A 16,703-nucleotide genomic window follows, 5' to 3' on the forward strand; every position below is an offset into this window, starting at 1 on the left:
CCGCCGTGTCCGCCTCCACTACCCCCCGGCTACCCCGACGCGCCGGCATAGGACTGAAATCTCAGCATTATGCCGCGCTTCTTGCCGCGGTGGAGGCGGGCACGGCACCCGCCTGGGCCGAAATCCACCCCCAGAATTATTTCGGCCCGGGCGGGCCCCCGCATCGCTGGCTGACCGCGGTCGCCGAGCATATGCCGCTCAGCTTTCATTCGGTCGGCCTGTCGCTGGGGTCGTCGGGGGGCGTCGATCGCGGCGAGATCGATGCGCTGGCGGCGCTGTGCGCGCGCTATGTGCCTGCCATGGTGTCGGACCATCTGAGCTGGAGCAACGGCCCCGGTGACAAATTTCCCGACCTGTTGCCGATGCCCTATACCAGCGCCGCGCTCGCGCATTTAGCGGGCGAAGTGGCGCGCGTGCAGGACCGGCTCGGCCGCACGATCCTGATCGAAAATCCGTCGTGCTATCTTGCCTTTGCGGCAAGCAATTGGTGCGAGGTCGATTTCCTGCACGAACTGTGCCGCCGGACCGGCTGCGGCCTGTTGCTCGACATCAATAACATTCTCGTTTCCGCCCATAATCTGGATCGCGACCCCGAAGCCTGGCTTGACGCATTCGACCCGCGGCTGGTCGGCGAAATTCATGTGGCGGGCCATGCGGTAAAGCCCGATGGCGACGGCGGCACGATCGCCATCGACGATCATGGATCGCCGGTCGGCGCGGCCTGCTGGACTTTGCTCGACCGCTTTCTGCACCGGGCAGGGCCGACGCCGGTGCTCGTCGAATGGGACAGCGACGTTCCGGATTATGCGGTGCTACACGCCGAAGCCGTGCGCGCCGACACGCTCATCGCGGCCTGTTCACCCGTCACCGCCGATGCTTGAGCGCGATCAGGCCGCCATCACCGCGGCGATCAACGGCGGGCCCGACCATTTGCCCGACTGGCTGTTCGCGGGCGATCCGGCGCAGATCCTGCGCGGGCTGCGCGTCCATGCCAATACGATCTCGCACGCGCGGCTCGTCGCGCTGGAGGAGACGTTTCCGCTATGCCGCGATCTGCTGGGCGCCGAAACATTCAACCGGCTGTCGCGGTATTATGTCGAAACAAACGGCGCGCGGCGTCGGGCGTTGGCCGATATCGGCGCCGGCTTTGCCGACTGGCTGCGCGTAAAAGCACCGCCGCCCGCGCAGGACCTCGCCCGGATCGAATGGGCGTGGCTCGAATGTTATCACGCCGCGGACGCGCCCGCGCTGACCTTGGCCGAACTGGCGGGGCAGAGCGAGGCGGCGCTGCTGTCGCTGGCGGTCCGGCGGCATCCCGCCGCGCGGATCGTCCGCCTGTCGAGCGATGCAGCGGCGGCGCTCGACCCCGCGCTCGCGGCGGCACGGCTCGTGCTCCTCGCCCGGCCCGATGCGGAGGTGCGCGTTCACGCGCTTGCCCCTGCCGAAGCCGCGGCGCTGGCGCTGGCCGATGATTTCGGCCCGCTGCGTAACCTGATCGCGCTTCTTGCCGAAAAGCATCCGGGCGGCGGCGCGGCGATCGCGTCGCTGATTGCCGCCGGGGCGCTCGAAACGGCGCAGGAAGAAGGATAGCATGAAGCAGATTGTCGCATTTTACGATCGCGGCGTGGCGATCGTTTCGGGCCGGCTCGCCGAAAGTGTCGCCCTGCTGTTGCTGCGCGTCGCGCTGGGCGGCGTCTTCTGGCGATCGGGGCAGACGAAGGTGATCGAAGGGAGCTTCCTTACCATCGATCCCAACACTTATGATCTGTTCCGCAACGAATTTTCCGGCCTGCCGCTCGACGCATCGATCGCGGTGCCGCTGACGACCTGGGCCGAGCATATCTTCCCTGCGCTGTTGATCATCGGCCTTGCCACCCGCTTTTCGGCGGGCGCGCTGCTGGTGATGACGCTCGTCATCCAGATATTCGTCTTTCCAGACGCGTGGTGGCCGGTCCATTCGCTGTGGACCGCGATGGCCGCGATCCTGATCGTGCGCGGCGGCGGCCTGTTTTCCCTCGACGCCTTGCTTGTTAGGATGCGCGGGAAATGAGCCTCGACGAACCTTCGCTCGCGCGCCTGATGGCCGCTTCGCAGCGGGGGGATCGTGCGGCCTATCGCGCGCTGCTCGGCGATTGCCGGACATGGCTCGCGCGCTATTTCGCGCGGCGGATCGCGCCGCATCAGGTCGACGATCTGATTCAGGAAACTTTGGTGTCGATGCATCGCAAGCTGGCGACCTGGGACAGCGATCGCGCCTTTCTGCCGTGGCTCGCCGCCATCGCGCGCTATCGCTGGATCGACATGCTGCGCCGCCAGCGTGACGAGGCCGAGCTCGGCGACAATGACGCCGCCGTGGGCGCCGAGGACGAAGCGGTGCATGCGCGGCTCAGCCTCGATCATCTGCTCGCGCTGTTGCCGCCGAAACAGGCGCAGGCGATCACGCTGGTCAAGATCGAGGGCGCGTCGATCGCCGAGGCATCGCGGATTTGCGGGCAGAGCGAATCGCTGGTGAAGGTGAATATTCATCGCGGCTTGAAAAAGCTCAGCCAATATATTGAAAGCGAATGACATGACGGACGTATCGATCGACGATCTGATCGACGGCCTGGCCGATGATCTGAAGCCGATCCGGCCGCGCCGGCTGCTGCGCGGCGGGGCCTGGACCGCGGCGGCGTGGCTGATCGGCGGCGGCACCCTGCTGTGGCTGCTGGGGATGCGGCACGATCTGGCTCATGGTGCCTCTATGGCGCCGATGCCGATGTTCGCCTTCTGGCTGATCGTCGCGCTGGGACTGGCCGCAACCTGGAGCGCCTTGCGCATGGGGCTGCCCGGAGTCGGGCGCGACTATAGCGGGTGGCGCTGGGCCGGGCTCGCGGCGCTCGCGCTGCCGCTGACGGCGCTCGTCGTCGGGCTGGGCGATACCCATGCGGCGATGCACGGGATGGACCCGCACGGCGGGATGCGCTGCACGCTCGACGGACTGGTTGCCGGGCTCGGGGTCGGAGCCGCGCTGTTCGCGTGGTTGAAGGGCGGTGCCCCGACCTCGCTCGAACGCGCCGGCTGGGTTGTCGGGGTCGCGGCAGGTGCGGCGGGTGCGGCGGTGCTCGCGCTTCATTGTTCGTCGGACAATATGGTCCATATCGCGCTGTGGCACGGGCTTGTCGTCATCCTGTCGGCGATTGCCGGGCGCCTGATCCTGCCGCCGCTGCTGCGCTGGTAGGACGGACTGGACAGTGTGTCCTCTCTGTGTTAGGCGACTAATACAGAGGAGATTGATGATGCGAAACCGGTTGATTGGCGTTTTGCCGCTGGCGCTTGTGATGGCGACCGCGGCCTGTGGCGGATCTTTCACGATCGACAGCGACAAGGACAGCAAGTCGGGTGCCCGCGATGCGGGACCGGTTACCACCCGCGGCTTCGCGCTGAACGGCTTCACCGGCGTCAAGGTCACCGGCCCCGACGATGTCACGATTCGCCAGGGCGACGCCTTCGCCATCACGGCCAAGGGGCCGCAAGGCGAGCTCGACCAGCTCGAGATCGTGACCGACGGCTCGACATTGTCGATCGGCCGCAAGCGCGACGGCTTCAGCTTCGGCGGGCGCGACCATGAGGGTGTCGAGATCAGCATCACCATGCCGAAACTGTCGATGCTGCGCCTGACCGGATCGGGTTCGATCGACGCCGACAGCGTCGATGGCGACGCGCTGGAGGCGACGGTGACCGGATCGGGCGACCTCAAGGTCGCGAAGATGACCGGACAGAGCGCTAAAATCGCGATCTCGGGGTCTGGCGACGTCGATATCGGCGGCGGTACGGTCAATTCGGGCGCGATCAGCGTGACCGGATCGGGCGACGTCGATGCCAAGGGGCTTGCGGCGCAGACGCTCGACGTGTCGGTCGCGGGATCGGGCAATGTCGAAGGACAGGCGAGCGGCACCGCGTCGATCAATATCCTGGGGTCGGGCGATGTGACGCTGACCGGTGGCGCGACCTGCACCTCGCGCGAAATGGGATCGGGAACCGCAACCTGCAAATGATCGCGCGCTGGTGCCGCCGCCGCGAACCGGTTAAGGCAGCGGCATGACCAGCATCATGCGATGGGCCGCGATCGCGGCGACCGCCCTCTTGTCCGCTGCGTCGGCGCACGCCGCCGAAAAGCGCTTCGGCCTCACCAGTTTCGCGGCGATCGAAGTCGGCGCCGATGTCGATGTCGAGGTGGTGGCACGCGCGCCGGTGAGCGCCGTGGCAACGGGATCGCAGGATGCGCTCGACCGGCTGACCGTCGAAAATCGCGACGGACGGCTGGTGATCGGGATGCGCCAGTTCGCGGGTGACGACCGCCGCGGCAGTTCGCCGGGCGCGGTGCTGCTCCGCATCAACGCCGCGACGCTGCAATCGGCAACGCTGGTCGGTGCGGGGTCGCTTCACATCGACGGGATGAAGGGCCAGCGCGTCGCACTCGGACTGCGCGGTCCGGGCAAGCTGAGCGTCGACGCGGTCGATACCGACCGGTTGGCGGTCGCGATGATCGGCAACGGCACGCTGACGCTCGCCGGCAAGGCGAAGCAGGCGCAGATGACGCTATCGGGTTCGGGAGTCGTCGATGCCGGCAAGCTGGCGGTCGACGGACTGATTTCGGACAGCGAAGGGACGGGCGACCATATCTTCAACGCGGTCAAATCGGCCGCGATCACCACGCGCGGCAGCGGCAAGACCGTGGTGCTGGGGCGCCCCGTCTGCACCGTGCGCAACGTCGGCACCGGCACGGTGGCGTGCGGCAGGGCGCGCTAGGGCGCGCGGCGGGACACGGAAGGGACGCTGGCGTGAGCGATGATTTTCTTCAGGGCACCGTGCATCAGGCGGCCGACGATATGCAGGCCGCGATATGCGCCGATCCGGCGGTCTTCGCGCTGTGGCAAGGGCTGACGCCGCTCGGGCGCAATGAATTCATCTGCTGGGTGGAAGATGCGAAGCAGGCGCCGACGCGCGCCCGGCGCATCGGCCGGACCGTCGAGGAGTTGCAGGAAGGCAAGAAGCGCCCCTGCTGCTGGGCGGGGTGCATCCACCGCACCGACAAGGCGCCAAGCCGGTGGCAACAGGCGGTGCTGATCGACGGCAAGGCGAAGGCGCGCTAGGCTGAGCGGCCGACCTAGGGCCGGGGAGACAGCGCGTCGATCAGCGACGCCGTGCCGCTGCCGCGGCGGGCGGGACGGGGCTGGTCGGGGTGCGGCGCCCAGCCGCTGAAATGGATGATACGGAATTGCTCGGCGATGCGGCCGTCGGGGTCGGCGCCTTCGGAAAAGGCGGCCGCGATGCGCGCAGCTTCGGCGCGTGTCAGCGGCAGCGGCGTCGGCGTGAGGCGGCTCGTGAGGCCCGCCGCGCGCAGATCGCGCACAAGCCCCGGCAGCGCCGCATAGCGCACGGTCAGCGCCTCGACATCGACGACGGGCAACGCAAAGCCGGTGCGCTGGAGCAGATTGCCCATCGCCGCAAGGTCGATCTGCGGATGCATCCGCGCGATGGTGCGCACGCCCTCTGCCATCGTCGCACGGCGCAGGCGCGGCAGGCTGCCGTCGCCGACAAAGGCGCCGAGCAGCAGGCCATCGGGCGCCAGCAGCGCGCGCAGCCGTACAAGCGCACCCGGAACGTCGTTCACGGCGTCGAGACCGCCGGGCCAGACGATCAGATCATATTGGCCGAGCGGCAGGTCGATCGCATCGACCTCACCCACCATCGCGCCGGTCGCCGCGGCGAGCCGCGGTCCGGCCTCGAAGAGGTCGAGCGCCCGCCCGCGCGCGCGCAGCGCATCGGCAAGCGCCGCATCGTGGGCGCCGATCAGCAAGATGCGGTCGAAGTCGCGCGTGACCATGTCCAGCCGGTCGAGAAGCGTTTCAGCCAAGATTGGAGCAAGGAAATTGGCGTCGGGGGGCAGGCGCGCCAGCCGGTCGCGCTGGGCGCGGTGGCGGGCGGCGGAAAAGAGCGACGGCGGCTGCGACATGGGCGCGCTTGTGCCGCCGGGCGCGATGTTTCACAAGAGGCCGATGGCGACGATGGCCGAAGACAGCGAGGATGATGCGCCGGCGCCGGCGGCACCTGCTCTGTCGCGCGGCATTCGCCGACTGGGCACGGCGCTGCTCGATTATGCGCTGCCGCCGCGTTGTCCGGGGTGCGGCCTGGTAGTGGGTGAGGTCGGGCAGTTCTGCCTCGATTGCTGGAATTCGCTGCATTTTCTGGATGGCCCTTCGTGCGCCCGCTGTTCGGTGCCGCTGCCGACGGCGCTCCCCGGCGTCGCGAGCGAATGCGGGGCGTGCCTGGCCGATCCGCCCCCGTTCGACGGCGCGCCAGCGGCTTTGGCCTATGGGCCCGTCGCACGGACGGTGGCGCTACGGCTCAAATATGGACGGCGCCTTGGCCATGCCCGGCTGATGGCGCGCCTTATGGCGCGGCCTTTCGAGGCGCTGGCGGGCGAAGCCGAACCGCTGCTCGTGCCCGTTCCGTTGCACCGCTGGCGGCTCTGGTCGCGCGGCTTCAATCAGGCGGCGCTGATCGCCGACGAGTTGGCGCGGCTCACCGGCGCGGCGCATGATCCGCATCTGCTCGTCCGGCGCAAGGCGACCGCGGCACTGCGCGGCAAGGGGCGCCGCGAGCGCGAGAAGATCGTTGCGGGGGCCTTTGCGCTGGCGCCCGATGCCAAGACGCGCGCCGCGGGCCGGCATCTCATTCTCATCGATGATGTGCATGCGAGCGGGGCGACGCTGCGCGCGCGTGTCGGCGCTCTGCTGGGCGCGCGTCGTCCACGACGTGCCGGTCAATGCCGCGCCATTTGACTTTGCGGCGCTCGATTCCGATATGCAGCGGTGAAAGGATGAAATCAGTCCCATGGCCAGGATCGAAGTCTATACCAAATTCCTCTGCCCCTATTGCACGCGGGCGAAGGCGCTGCTCGAGAACAAGGGCGCCGCGTTCGAGGAGATCGACGTGACGATGGACCGCGCCGGGTTCGACGCGATGGTCGCACGGGCTGGCGGTCGCCGCACGGTGCCGCAGGTGTTCATCGATGGCCAGCATATCGGCGGCAGCGACGATCTGGCGGCGCTCGATGCGCGGGGTGGGCTCGACCCGCTGCTCGGCGCGGGCTGACCCTTGATTGTCTTCGATCTCTGCTGCGACGCCGGGGATCACCGGTTCGAGGCCTGGTTCGCGAGCAGCGACAGCTTCGCCGACCAGCAGGCCCGCGGCCTGATCGCCTGTCCGGTGTGCGGCGATAGCCGGGTGAAGAAGGCGGTGATGGCGCCGCGCATCGGCGCCAAGTCGAACCAGCAGGCGGTCGCCGCGCCGACACCCGCACCGGCACCCGATGCGCCGCCGTCCGCCGAAATGGTCCGCACCGTCCTGGCGGCGATTGCCGCGAAGCAGGCCGAGATGTTGCCGCAGTCGCGCTGGGTCGGACGCGATTTTGCCGATGCCGCGCGTGCGATGCACGAAGGCCGCGCGCCCGAAAACCTGATCCACGGACAAACCTCGCCCGAAGAGGCGCAGGCGCTGCATGACGACGGGATCGCCGCCATGCCACTCCTCGTCCCGATCGCGCCGCCCGGCGCGATCAACTGACCGCGCCGATTGACGCTGCGCGCCTTGCCCCGCTAAACGAGCGCCGACGCGCCCGTAGCTCAGCAGGATAGAGCATCAGATTCCTAATCTGGGGGCCACAGGTTCGAATCCTGTCGGGCGCACCACATGCGATATGAGATTGATATAATCATTTAGATTATGAGAACGGTCGGGACGATCGACGCCGTTCTGCGCGCTTCGTGCAGACGATTGCCACCGGGCGGCTGGAAGAGGGCGCGGCGGGTGACTTTGTAGTCGCCGGCGCGGCGACGCTGGTCGCGGCGAACGGCAAGCTCTATGGCTTCTGGTATCGCCCCGAAGACAAGATGGGCAGCCCGTGGAATGCGGTGAGGGAAGGCGGCCTTGCGGGCGCCGACCTCGGCAAGTGTCGCGCGGCGCTCTATCCGTCTTCCTGATATCGAGGACGCCCTTTTCATGACCCTGCCATTTGCCGTTGCAGCACCTACTGCCGAGATTGCCGGCAGCGCCGATCGCTTTCCGGTTCGCCGTATTTTTTGCGTCGGCAAGAATTACGCCGATCATGCGCGCGAAATGGGCGGCGATCCGACGCGTGAGCCGCCCTTCTTCTTTTCGAAGCCCGCCGACGCGCTGGTCGGAGCGACCGCCGACATCGCGATGCCGCCGCGCACCGACAATCTGCATCACGAGATCGAGCTGGTGGTGGCGCTGGGCAAAGGCGGTGCGAATATCGCGGCGGCCGACGCTCTGTCGCACGTCTTCGGCTATGCCGTCGGCAACGACCTGACGCGCCGCGATCTTCAGGCCGAGGCCAAGGCGGGCGGGCGGCCCTGGGACATGGCGAAGGGTTTCGACCACAGCGCCGTGCTGTCGCCGATCGTCCCCGTGGTCGCGGTCGGTCATCCGGCAAGCGCGCGGATCTGGCTGTCGGTCAATGGCGAGGCGCGGCAGGAGGGCGACATCGCCGACATGATCTGGCCGGTAGCCGACATCATTGCCGAGCTGTCGGCCTATGTCGAACTGCGGCCCGGCGACCTGATCTACACCGGCACGCCCGCGGGGGTGGGCCGTATCGTCCGGGGCGATGTCGTCGAAGGCGGTGTCGATGGCGTCGGGACCATCGCCAACCGCTTTCTATAAAGGTTTCGGCACAGCCGGAAAGCCGACCAGCGCGTCAGTGCGCCGCGGCGCCGCCGAGGCCGTCGATCTTTTTCGATTGCTTGGCGATCAGGCCGGGGAAGAAGCGCGCGAGGGGGCCGAGGCGGCGCGCCATCTTGCCGACGGGGACATGCACGCGGTCGCCGTGAACGGCATCCCACGCTGCCTTTGCGACATCTTGCACCGGCGAGATTTCGAAACCGCTCGCCGACAGGCGGTCGCGGGCCGGCTCGTTGCTGTCGGCGCTGACCTGATCGAGCAAAGGCGTGTCGATGAAGCCGGGCATCAGCGAGCGAACCTTGATCCCGTATTTGGCGAACTCGATCTCCAGCCCCTCGGTCAGCCCGCGCACCGCGAACTTCGTCGCCGAATAGACGGCAAGCCCGGCGACGCCATAGAAGCCCGACGCCGATCCGGTGTTGAGGATCGCCGATCCGGGGGTCGCGCGCAGCAACGGCATCGCCATGTAGATGCCGTTGACGACGCCGCCGAAATTGATCGCAATCAGCCGGTCCGCCTCTTCGGGCGGCATGTCGAGGAACTGGCCGCCCGATCCGATACCGGCGTTGTTGAACAGGACGTCGAGGCGACCGCCGCTCGCGGCTGCGAATTCGGCAAGGGCAGCTTTCCATTGGTCGCGGTCGCGTACGTCCATGACATGGCGCGACGAGGCGCCTTCGGGAAGCAGCGCGGCGGTTTCGTCGATGCCCTGTTTGTTGACGTCGGCGATCCCGACGAACCAACCCTGCGCCGCGAAATATTGCGCGGTGGCACGGCCGATGCCCGATCCGCCGCCGGTGATGAATATCGCCTTCCGTGCCATCCCGTCCTCCCTGACATGTTTGTCAGTAGAGAACAGGCGAAGTTGACGCGCCCGTCAAGCGCAATCGCGGCGCCCGGCGCAAACGGGCTTTGACAGCGATGCGCGCGGCGATATGGAGCAAGTGGGGTCGCAGGGGAGTGTCAGACGATGAACAGGCTGTTTTTGGCCGCCGCACTGGCGGTCGTTTCGATCCCAACGGCTGCAACCGCACAGGCTCCGAATGCCGCGCCGACGATCGGCGACTATGTCGCGGCCATGCGCACGACAATCGGGACGGTATTCGAGGGCGGTATCCAGATTCAAGCCGTGGACGCCGAAGACAATACGCTGGTGATTACGGTCACCGGACCCGACGGATGGCGGGCCGACGCAACGCCGCAACAGGTTTCCGACGCCCTCGTCACGGGCTTCTGCGAAACCTCGCCCGAATTCTTCCGGTCCAGCCACATCACGATGCGCGTCGATTCGATCGATATGAAGGCCAAGACGAAGGGGCCGGTGGTCACGGATTGCCCATCGGGCGGCGCGTGAGGGCGTCGCACGTCGTTGCGCCGCCTCTGGACGTCCGCCTCCTTTCACCCTATGTTCATGCACCAGCGCGCTATATGCGGCGCGTTGGATTGGAATAGGGGCGATTCTTGCGGTTATTGCTGACCCTTTTGGCGCTGCTCACCGGCTTCGCGACTGCGGACCGGGCGATGGCGGCGCCTGCCACGCCCGTGGCAATGGGGTCGCTGGTCCTGCTCGCCGAAAGCGCGAACAAGGCCGAGGCGACCGATAGCGAACGCCGACCGACCACGACGGCCCCGACCCGCCGCACGACGAGCGGCGGTAGCGGCAAGCCGCGCAAGGCGGCTCCGCCGCATCTTCCCGGCCTCCTCACCGGCAGCGACCGCGCGCTCGAATAGCCTTTCGGCATTGCCCTGACGGGCCAGGCTCCGATGATCGGGGCCTTTTTCTGCATATTCGTGCGGCGCGTCCGCCACCCTTTTCGATAATCCAAGGAAATCCGCCATGTTCGGCAGCATTGCCAAGAGCCTGTTCGGCTCGTCCAACGACCGCTACGTCAATTCGATCCGCAAGACCGTCGCCAAGATCAACGCCTTCGAGCCCGAAATGGAAGCGAAGAGCGACGAGGAATTGAAGGCGCAGACCCCGAAGTTCCGCGCCCGGCTCGATGCCGGCGAAACGCTCGACGACATCCTGCCCGAAGCCTTTGCGACGGTTCGCGAAGCGGCAAAGCGCACGCTCGGCATGCGCCATTTCGACGTGCAGATGATTGGCGGCATCGTCCTCCACCGCGGCGAAATCGCCGAAATGGCGACGGGCGAAGGCAAGACGCTGATGGCCACTTTGCCCTGCTATCTGAATGCGCTCGAGAGCAAGGGCGTTCACGTCGTCACCGTGAACGATTATCTGGCCCGCCGCGACGCCGAGTGGATGGGCACCGTTTATGGCTTTCTGGGGCTGACGACCGGGATCATCGTTCCCAACCTCAACGAAACCGAACGCCGCGCCGCCTATAACAGCGACATCACCTATGCGACGAACAACGAGCTGGGTTTCGATTATCTGCGCGACAACATGAAATATGACCGCGGCCAGATGGTCCACCGCCCGTTCAATTTCGGCATCGTCGACGAAGTCGATTCGATCCTGATCGACGAAGCGCGTACGCCGCTGATCATCTCCGGCCCGACCGACGACAAATCCGAACTCTATATCCGCGTCAACGAAGTGGTCCTTCAGCTCGGCGAAGAGGATTATGAGAAGGACGAAAAGGCGAAGTCGATCAGCCTGACCGAAGAAGGCACCGAGCATGTCGAGCGATTGCTCGAAAACGCCGGGCTGCTCCAGGGCAGCAACCTCTACGATATCGAGAACACGCAGGTCGTCCATCACGTCAACCAGGCGCTGAAAGCCATCGTGATGTTCCGCCGCGACACCGACTATATCGTCAAGGACGGCAAGGTCGTTATCATCGACGAATTCACCGGCCGCATGATGGATGGCCGCCGCTGGTCCGACGGCCTGCACCAGGCGGTCGAGGCGAAGGAGGGCGTGAATATCGAGCCCGAAAACCAGACGCTCGCCTCGATCACCTTCCAGAATTATTTCCGCATGTATCCCAAGCTGAGCGGGATGACCGGCACCGCGGCGACCGAGGCGGCCGAATTCTTCGAAATCTACAAGATGAACGTCGTCACCATCCCGACGAACCGCCCGATCGCGCGCATCGATGAGGAAGATGAATTCTACAAGAATATCACCGACAAGTTCGGCGCGATCGCACGCACGATCCGCGATGCGAACGAGCGCGGCCAGCCGGTGCTGGTCGGCACGGTGTCGATCGAGAAGTCCGAGCTTCTGTCCTCCTATCTCGAAAAGGAAGGCGTGCCGCACAGCGTCCTCAACGCGCGCTTCCATGAAAGCGAAGCGCATATCGTCGCGCAGGCCGGCCGCGCCGGCGCGGTGACGATCGCGACGAACATGGCGGGCCGCGGCACCGACATCAAACTCGGCGGCAGCGAAGAATTCCGCATTGAGGACGAGCTGAAGGACATGCCCGAAGGCGCCGAACGCGACGCCGCCGAGGCGCGAATCCGCGAGGAAGTCGCCGCCGAGCGAGAGGCGGTGAAGGCCGCCGGCGGGTTGTTCGTGCTCGCCACCGAGCGCCACGAAAGCCGCCGCATCGACAACCAGCTGCGTGGCCGTTCCGGCCGTCAGGGCGACCCCGGCCTGTCGAAATTCTACCTCTGCCTCGACGACGATCTGCTTCGCATCTTCGGTCCCGACACGCTGTTCGCCAAGATGATGAACAAGAATCTCGAGGATGGCGAAGCGATCGGATCGAAGTGGCTGTCGAAGGCGATCGAGACCGCGCAGAAGAAGGTCGAGGCGCGCAACTACGACATCCGCAAGCAGGTGGTCGAATATGACAACGTCATGAACGACCAGCGCAAGGTGATCTACGAACAGCGCGGCGAGATCATCGACAGCGAAACGGTCGATGACGCGATGACGGCGATGCGTGCCGAAACGGTCAATGCGATCGTCGCCGATGCGTGCCCGCCGGGCAGCTATCCCGAGCAATGGGACATCGAGGCGATGAAGGAGCGGGTGGCGAACATCCTCGACCTCAGCCCGCCGTTCGATGAATGGATGCAGGAAGATGCGGTCGACGCCGAAATCTTCGAGGAGCGCATCCAGCAGATGGCCGACGCGGCCGCCGCCGAAAAGGCGGCGCAAGTCGACCAGGAAAGCTGGCGCGGTATCGAAAAGTCGATCCTGCTCCAGACGCTGGACCATCATTGGAAGGACCATCTCGCGACGCTTGACGCATTGCGGCAGGCGATCTTCCTGCGCGCCTATGCGCAAAAGCAGCCGATCAACGAATATAAGGCCGAGGCTTTCGGGCTGTTCGAACGGATGCTGCAGAATATCCGCGAGGATGTGACGCGCACCGTGGCGCGGATCGATTTCCAGTTCCAGGAACCCGAACCGATGCCGTTACCCGACCTGCCGGACTTCCTGACGACGCACATCGATCCCTTCACGGGCGAGGACAACAGTGCCGATATAGACGGCGGATCGCTGGGCGTGATCGCCGACACGCTGCCGCCGATGCAGGTGCCGCGCCCCGATCTTCCCGAAGGCGAAAATCCCTATGCCGCGCTGGAGATCAGCCGCAACGCGCCGTGCCCCTGTGGTTCGGGCCGCAAGTACAAGCACTGCCACGGGCAGCTTTGACGGCATAGGACGGCGGGGCCGCGCGCCGGTGCGCGCGGCCCTTCGCGCCGTGACGAGGCCGCTTGCCATCGCGCGGCGGCGCGATTAGCATCTTTCCCATAAGCTTGGTGGCCGCGTAGCCGCCGGGCGACGTAGCAGGTCGGAACAGGGCGCCGCGTTTATCGTGCGCGGTTGGCGTAGCTGTTGCGTGGAAAGGGTCGGAGCATTTCCTTCTTCGACGAGATGATAACCGGGGATGGCGGGACCAGGCCGCCCTATCGCGAATATTGCGAATGGTTCGATGCCGAGGATGCCCAGCGCATCCAGCGCAAGACGCAGCAGGCCGAAGCCTTTTTTCGCACCACTGGCATTACCTTCAACGTCTATGGCGAGGCCGACGCCGACGAGCGGCTGATCCCGTTCGACGTCGTGCCGCGGATCATCGCTGCGGGCGAATGGCGGCGCCTGTCGCGCGGGATCGAACAGCGGGTGCGCGCGCTCAACGCCTTTCTCTACGATATTTATCACCGGCAGGAGATTTTGCGTGCCGGCCGGGTGCCGACCGCGTTGATCGCGCGCAACGATGCCTTCCTGCCGATGATGATGGGCATGGATCCGCCCGGCGGCGTCTATACCCATATCAGCGGCATCGATATCGTCCGCACCGGTGCCGACGAATTCTATGTGCTGGAGGATAATGCCCGCACCCCGTCGGGGGTGTCCTATATGCTCGAGAATCGCGAAACGATGCTCCAGATGTTTCCCGAGCTGTTCGCGAAAGTGCCGGTGCGCGAGGTCGGCGACTATCCGATCAACCTCCTGAAATCGCTGTCGGCCTGTGCGCCGCCGATGTGCGGCGGTACGCCGACTGTCGCGGTGCTGACGCCGGGCATCCACAACAGCGCCTATTTCGAGCACAGCTTCCTAGCCGATCAGATGGGCGCCGAACTGGTCGAAGGGCATGACCTGCGCGTCGTCGATGGCCGGGTCGCGATGCGCACGACGCAGGGCTATCGCGCGATCCACGTTCTTTACCGCCGCGTCGACGATGACTTTCTCGACCCGCTGAATTTCCGTCCCGATTCGATGCTGGGAGTGCCGGGGATATGGGACGTCTATCGCGCGGGCGGCATCACGATTGCCAATGCGCCGGGGACCGGGATCGCCGATGACAAGGCGCTCTATAGTTACATGCCCGACATCATCGAATTCTACACCGGCGAAAAGGCGCTGTTGCCCAACGTGCCGACGTGGCGATGCAGCGAGCCCGAACATCTGCGCGAGGTGCTCGACCGGCTTCCCGAACTGGTGGTGAAGGAAGTGCACGGGTCGGGCGGCTATGGAATGCTCGTCGGGCCGACCGCAAGCCGGAAGGAAATCGCAGCGTTCCGCGCCAAGCTGGAGGCAAACCCCGGCAATTATATCGCCCAGCCGACCCTGTCGCTTTCGACGGTGCCGATCTTCACCAAAAAGGGCCTTGCGCCGCGGCATGTCGATCTGCGCCCCTTTGTCCTGATGTCGCCGCAGGGCATCACCATCACCCCCGGCGGCCTGACGCGCGTCGCGATGACGAGGGGATCGCTGGTCGTGAACAGCAGCCAGGGCGGCGGCACCAAGGACACCTGGGTGTTGGAGGACTGACGGCGATGCTAGGCAAAACCGCAGGCAGCCTCTTCTGGATGGCGCGCTATCTTGAACGAAGCGAGAATAATGCGCGACTGATCGACGCGGGCTTTCGCATCGCGCTCACCCGGTCGCAGACGGCGCCCGCCGAATGGCGCTCGATATTGGAAACCGCGGGGGTCGATCAGGCGTTCCTGGCGACGCACGATGATTACAGCTCGGCGCGCGTGGTCGATTTCCTGCTGCGCGACCCGGCCAACCCGTCGAGCATCCTGTCGATCGTCAAGCACGCGCGCGACAATGCGCGCACCGCGCGTACCGCGCTGACGCGCGAGGTGTGGGAGGCGGTGAATACGAGCTGGATGACGTTGACCGACCTGCTCAAGCGGCCGGTGCGCGAGGACGATCTGCCCGACGTGCTCGCCGCGATCGGTCAGCAGAGTGCGCAGGTGCGCGGTGCGCTGACCGGCACGATGCTGCGCAACGATGGTTATAATTTCGCGCGGCTGGGAACCTTCCTCGAACGCGCCGACAACACGGCGCGCATCCTCGACGTCAAATATTATCTGCTGCTGCCCTCGGTCGCGCATATCGGCACCTCGATCGACAATGTGCAGTGGGAGACGATCCTGCGGTCGGTGTCGGCGCACCGCGCCTATCGCTGGCTCTACGGAGCCGAGATCAGCGCGCTCAAGATCGCCGAATTCCTGATCCTTTATGGCCAGATGCCGCGCAGCCTCGCCTTTTGCTGCGCCAAGATGCAGGACAATCTTGCCTGGCTGCAGCGCGGCTATGGCGAAGAGACCGAGGCAGGGCGGATGGCCGATGCCCTGTGCCGGCAAAAGCTCGCGGGGCCGATCCAGGCGATCTTCGATGGTGGCCTGCACGAATATCTGACCGATTTCCTGTCCGCCAATTCGGCGCTCGCGATGCAGATCGAGCGCGATTACCGTTTCGTGGAGTGACGATGTTCCTGCGTGTCGATCATACCACCCATTATCGCTATGACGCTCCCGTCGGCTATGCGCTGCAACAACTGCGCCTGACCCCCAAGGACCGGCCGGGCCAGCAGCGGATCCACGACTGGACGATCGAGGTCGAGGGCGGGGAAAAGCAGCTCCATTATGTCGATCATCACGGCAATGGCGTCGATCTGATCGCGGTGCACGGCGGCGATGCCGAACTTGTCATCCGGTGCCACGGCGCGGTCGAACTGCTCACCACCGACGGGGTGATCGGGGCGCATCGCGGGGCGATGCCGCTGTGGATCTTCCTCCGCCCGACGCCGCTTACGCGTGCGGGACGGGGCGTGCGCGCGCTGACCGCCGGATTGGGCCGCGACTTCGCGAACGATATCGAACGCGCGCATGCGCTGTCGGCGGCTATCCTCGACCGCCTGGCCTATCGCATCGGCGTCACCGATGCCGAGACAACCGCCGAACAGGCGCTGGGGGGCGAGGGCGGGGTGTGCCAGGATCACGCCCATATCTTCATCGCCGCGATGCGCCATCTGGGCCACCCCGCGCGTTATGTTTCGGGCTATCTCAGCATGGACGACCGCACCCATCAGGACGCCACCCACGCCTGGGCCGAGGCCTATTTCGACCATATCGGCTGGATCGGTTTCGACGTCAGCAATGGCCATTCGCCCGACCAGCGCTATATCCGCGTCGCGACGGGGCTCGATTATCGCGACGCCGCCCCGGTTCGAGGCATGCGCTATGGTGCGGCGCAGGAAAATCTGGTTGTCCAATTGCAGGTGCAGCAATAATCGGGACAG

Annotated in this window: 21 protein-coding genes and 1 tRNA gene; 20 read left to right on the forward strand and 2 right to left on the reverse strand. The window is 65.9% G+C overall.

Annotated elements, in window-relative coordinates; genetic code table 11:
- The first annotated feature begins 5 nt into the window (after nt 1–5).
- The 8 genes from MU856_RS01740 (at nt 6) to MU856_RS01775 (ending at nt 5,135) form a co-directional block, all read left to right on the forward strand.
- Entirely contained in the window at nt 6–881 is an 876-nt protein-coding gene (locus tag MU856_RS01740) for a DUF692 domain-containing protein (protein WP_260833921.1), read from the forward strand.
- Entirely contained in the window at nt 874–1,590 is a 717-nt protein-coding gene (locus tag MU856_RS01745; protein WP_234180537.1) for a DNA-binding domain-containing protein, read from the forward strand. The genes MU856_RS01740 and MU856_RS01745 overlap by 8 nt, the downstream gene beginning before the upstream one ends.
- Nucleotide 1,591: 1 nt before the next feature.
- Nucleotides 1,592–2,050, forward strand: coding sequence for a DoxX family protein (locus tag MU856_RS01750; protein WP_234180540.1), 459 nt, complete (start codon nt 1,592–1,594; stop codon nt 2,048–2,050).
- A complete protein-coding gene (locus MU856_RS01755) occupies nt 2,047–2,568 on the forward strand; it encodes a sigma-70 family RNA polymerase sigma factor (RefSeq protein ID WP_003052645.1) in 522 nt (173 codons plus the stop codon). Before MU856_RS01750 ends, MU856_RS01755 begins: the two co-directional genes overlap by 4 nt.
- Nucleotide 2,569: 1 nt before the next feature.
- Nucleotides 2,570–3,220, forward strand: a complete 651-nt coding sequence (locus tag MU856_RS01760; RefSeq protein WP_058812418.1) for an NrsF family protein — start codon at nt 2,570–2,572, stop codon at nt 3,218–3,220.
- Between the two features lie 100 nt (nt 3,221–3,320).
- Nucleotides 3,321–4,037 (forward strand): head GIN domain-containing protein, encoded by a 717-nt coding sequence (locus MU856_RS01765; protein ID WP_263588269.1) that lies wholly within the window; start codon nt 3,321–3,323, stop codon nt 4,035–4,037.
- 43 nt (nt 4,038–4,080) lie between these two features.
- Nucleotides 4,081–4,791 carry a head GIN domain-containing protein gene (locus MU856_RS01770; protein ID WP_234180544.1) on the forward strand — a complete coding sequence of 237 codons (711 nt, stop codon included), beginning with the start codon at nt 4,081–4,083 and terminating at the stop codon, nt 4,789–4,791.
- 32 nt (nt 4,792–4,823) lie between these two features.
- On the forward strand, nt 4,824–5,135 hold the full coding sequence (locus MU856_RS01775; protein WP_234180546.1) for a YdeI/OmpD-associated family protein: 312 nt from the start codon (nt 4,824–4,826) through the stop codon (nt 5,133–5,135).
- A 14-nt stretch (nt 5,136–5,149) separates the two neighbouring features.
- On the opposite strand, the gene MU856_RS01780 is transcribed toward MU856_RS01775, so the two are convergent.
- Nucleotides 5,150–5,998 carry a class I SAM-dependent methyltransferase gene (locus MU856_RS01780; protein WP_234180547.1) on the reverse strand — a complete coding sequence of 283 codons (849 nt, stop codon included), beginning with the start codon at nt 5,996–5,998 and terminating at the stop codon, nt 5,150–5,152.
- Here MU856_RS01780 and MU856_RS01785 point away from each other — a divergent pair.
- From MU856_RS01785 to MU856_RS01810, 6 genes are all read left to right on the forward strand, one after another.
- The gene (locus MU856_RS01785; protein WP_234180549.1) at nt 5,997–6,827 is read left to right on the forward strand and encodes a ComF family protein; all 831 of its coding nucleotides are present in this window, start codon (nt 5,997–5,999) and stop codon (nt 6,825–6,827) included. The two genes, MU856_RS01780 and MU856_RS01785, sit on opposite strands and share 2 nt — an antisense overlap.
- 52 nt (nt 6,828–6,879) lie before the next feature.
- On the forward strand, nt 6,880–7,140 hold the full coding sequence (gene grxC / locus MU856_RS01790; protein WP_062767121.1) for a glutaredoxin 3: 261 nt from the start codon (nt 6,880–6,882) through the stop codon (nt 7,138–7,140).
- Nucleotides 7,141–7,143: 3 nt separating this feature from the next.
- Nucleotides 7,144–7,611 (forward strand): DUF1178 family protein, encoded by a 468-nt coding sequence (locus MU856_RS01795; RefSeq protein ID WP_234180551.1) that lies wholly within the window; start codon nt 7,144–7,146, stop codon nt 7,609–7,611.
- A 48-nt stretch (nt 7,612–7,659) separates the two neighbouring features.
- Nucleotides 7,660–7,736, forward strand: a tRNA-Arg gene (locus MU856_RS01800).
- A 75-nt stretch (nt 7,737–7,811) separates the two neighbouring features.
- Nucleotides 7,812–8,027 (forward strand): hypothetical protein, encoded by a 216-nt coding sequence (locus MU856_RS01805; protein ID WP_234180553.1) that lies wholly within the window; start codon nt 7,812–7,814, stop codon nt 8,025–8,027.
- A 19-nt stretch (nt 8,028–8,046) separates the two neighbouring features.
- On the forward strand, nt 8,047–8,730 hold the full coding sequence (locus MU856_RS01810; RefSeq protein ID WP_234180555.1) for a fumarylacetoacetate hydrolase family protein: 684 nt from the start codon (nt 8,047–8,049) through the stop codon (nt 8,728–8,730).
- A 34-nt stretch (nt 8,731–8,764) separates the two neighbouring features.
- On the opposite strand, the gene MU856_RS01815 is transcribed toward MU856_RS01810, so the two are convergent.
- Nucleotides 8,765–9,571 (reverse strand): SDR family oxidoreductase, encoded by an 807-nt coding sequence (locus MU856_RS01815; protein WP_234180557.1) that lies wholly within the window; start codon nt 9,569–9,571, stop codon nt 8,765–8,767.
- Nucleotides 9,572–9,718: 147 nt separating this feature from the next.
- Between MU856_RS01815 and MU856_RS01820 the strand changes: the two genes are divergently transcribed.
- From MU856_RS01820 to MU856_RS01845, 6 genes are all read left to right on the forward strand, one after another.
- Nucleotides 9,719–10,102, forward strand: a complete 384-nt coding sequence (locus MU856_RS01820) for a hypothetical protein (RefSeq protein WP_234180559.1) — start codon at nt 9,719–9,721, stop codon at nt 10,100–10,102.
- 116 nt (nt 10,103–10,218) lie between these two features.
- Nucleotides 10,219–10,479: a hypothetical protein gene (locus tag MU856_RS01825; protein ID WP_234180561.1), complete on the forward strand. Its 261-nt coding sequence runs from the start codon at nt 10,219–10,221 to the stop codon at nt 10,477–10,479.
- 106 nt (nt 10,480–10,585) lie between these two features.
- Complete coding sequence (secA, locus tag MU856_RS01830; protein ID WP_003052744.1) at nt 10,586–13,321, forward strand: preprotein translocase subunit SecA; 2,736 nt, start codon at nt 10,586–10,588, stop codon at nt 13,319–13,321.
- Between the two features lie 222 nt (nt 13,322–13,543).
- Complete coding sequence (locus tag MU856_RS01835; RefSeq protein WP_234180563.1) at nt 13,544–14,941, forward strand: circularly permuted type 2 ATP-grasp protein; 1,398 nt, start codon at nt 13,544–13,546, stop codon at nt 14,939–14,941.
- Between the two features lie 5 nt (nt 14,942–14,946).
- A complete protein-coding gene (locus tag MU856_RS01840; RefSeq protein WP_263588270.1) occupies nt 14,947–15,888 on the forward strand; it encodes an alpha-E domain-containing protein in 942 nt (313 codons plus the stop codon).
- A gap of 2 nt (nt 15,889–15,890) precedes the next feature.
- Nucleotides 15,891–16,694, forward strand: coding sequence for a transglutaminase family protein (locus MU856_RS01845; protein WP_234180630.1), 804 nt, complete (start codon nt 15,891–15,893; stop codon nt 16,692–16,694).
- Nucleotides 16,695–16,703: the final 9 nt, after the last annotated feature.

Source organism: Sphingopyxis sp. GC21 (assembly GCF_025727575.1).
GTDB classification, from domain to species: Bacteria; Pseudomonadota; Alphaproteobacteria; order Sphingomonadales; family Sphingomonadaceae; genus Sphingopyxis; species Sphingopyxis terrae_A.